Here is a 1,873-nt window from a genome sequence, read left to right on the forward strand (position 1 = left end):
TTCACAAGCCAGAAACCTAGACACAGCAACGGCGTGCCCCATCTCCAGGGCCAAACCAGCAGCTGACACCACCCACGGACACGTCAGTAGAGCCACAAATAGAGCCACAAAACTGCGAAACCTCAGGGTGACGTGAGCTGCTGTTTTAGACCCGGAGACGGGGGCACGCCGTTGATGACGGCGACCATTCGCACGCCGACGTGACCCGTGACAACCACGTCGCGTAGGCAAGGAACATCGTGCAGGCCGGCCCAGCAGCGTCACCCACAGGATACGGATCAGTCCGATGTGGACTTGGTCGGCACCGCCGCGCTGGAGGTTGCGCTTCGCGGTGCACGCACCCCAGCCCAACGTGCCGCTGATGCCGTCGATCAGCACCGCCCGACCAGGAGGCCCTACATCTGCCTTCCGCCGCGCGGAGTACGAGGCGCCCAGATCCCCGAAGTGTGCACACTCTGAAACTCACCGAATCGGGCAGCTTCTTACCCACGACACCTACACCTTGCCCATACGTACAGGTCCGTCTATGCTTCCGGTTGCAGTACTTGGTACCCCGATCGAAACGAGAGGCTGCCGTGTAGAACATGGAGTCTCGGCCCTTGCGACGGGTTTTCGGCACGGCCTGCCAAGTGATTCCAAGAGCACCAAGCTGCAATCAAGATAAAGAGCAGGTAGAAGAGTCAACTGCGACATGGTCGCGAGGGGAGTCATGAATGAGAGAGGCGATCCTGCAAGTCACCCGGACCCTTCTCGTCAATCAGCGAAGCGACTACCTAGATCTCGACATCGTCGCAGCATCCGTCGGAATCAAGAAAGATCACCTGCAGCAGTATTTCACTTCCGTGCGCGCGATCGAGCTAGCACTCACAGCTGAAATCGACCCCGACCAGCTTTGACCCAGACCGACCCGCCCCGGAACACTACCGTTGCACACCAACGGTTTCCGTTCCTTTCCTGACGTCGCCGGTTTCGTCGACCACCAACATCGCGTCGGTGCCACCGAAATGTTCCACCGCGGCGTCCCGTACATCGTCGCGCACCGCATCGGCATCCCATACCGCTCGCGTCAGCAGATGTGCATCCCGTCCGGCCTGGCCTCCCCGGCGTGTTCGGAGAGCGTCCAGCAGTTCTTGCGCGGCAGGTCCGACAGCAACCCCTCCACGAACAACCGCACCCGCCTCCGCGACTCGACCCGCTTGAACCGCTTCGCCACCCGAGCCATCACAGCGTCGAAGGCCTCCCGCCAGCCCACAGGATCCACCACAGCGGGGTCTACGATGGCACCCGCCGCGATCTTGATTGGTCTTCACAAACCACCATGACCAACTGATGGCCGCACCAGTCTCCAAGCCCCCCCCACCAGCCAAGATCACAAACTAAGAGGTCGGGAGCTGGCGCGGTTTCCGTATCGGCAGTAGGTCGCGGAGCCTCTGCTGACCGCACGGTTTCCCATGGGGACGTTTCTCTCCGTGGCCCTGGTCTGATCGTGGTTCCGTTTCCAGCTCCCGCCCGTCAAACCACTCGTGCGGTTCTCCCGCAAGCGGCTTACCGACGTTCTTCACCGACAGCGCTCGGCTTTCCAGGCTCGGAAACGGCCTGGGCGGCACGACGATCCCGTCGAGGCTGATCAGACCCAGGTGATTCGCGGATAGCAAGACCTGGGTCATTCCCCATCCCCAGGCTCGGCGGCGTTTGCCCCGTTTGGACAACCACAACGCGAGTCGGATCAGGGCGTAATTCCTGATCTGGCCGAGTATCAGCGCAGAATTTCCGAAGCGGAGGAGGGTCGAGAACTGGCGCGGTGGCGTCGGTCGGCGGTAGGGCACGGGGCCGCTAATGGCCTCGCGGTTTCCCGTGAGGTCGTTCTTTCCCC

The 1,873-nt window shown here is 61.9% G+C and carries 1 protein-coding gene and 1 pseudogene; one reads left to right on the top strand and one right to left on the bottom strand.

The window, feature by feature from the left end:
• Nucleotides 1-713: 713 nt before the first annotated feature.
• Nucleotides 714-896 (top strand): hypothetical protein, encoded by a 183-nt coding sequence (locus tag ACWDKQ_RS36010; protein ID WP_450143213.1) that lies wholly within the window; start codon nucleotides 714-716, stop codon nucleotides 894-896.
• Between the two features lie 27 nt (nucleotides 897-923).
• Here ACWDKQ_RS36010 and ACWDKQ_RS36015 read toward each other — a convergent pair.
• Nucleotides 924-1,222 (bottom strand): annotated as a pseudogene (locus ACWDKQ_RS36015) (transposase); the annotation flags it as partial.
• Between the last annotated feature and the right edge of the window lie 651 nt (nucleotides 1,223-1,873).

It is taken from the genome of Saccharopolyspora sp. NPDC000995, assembly GCF_053599315.1.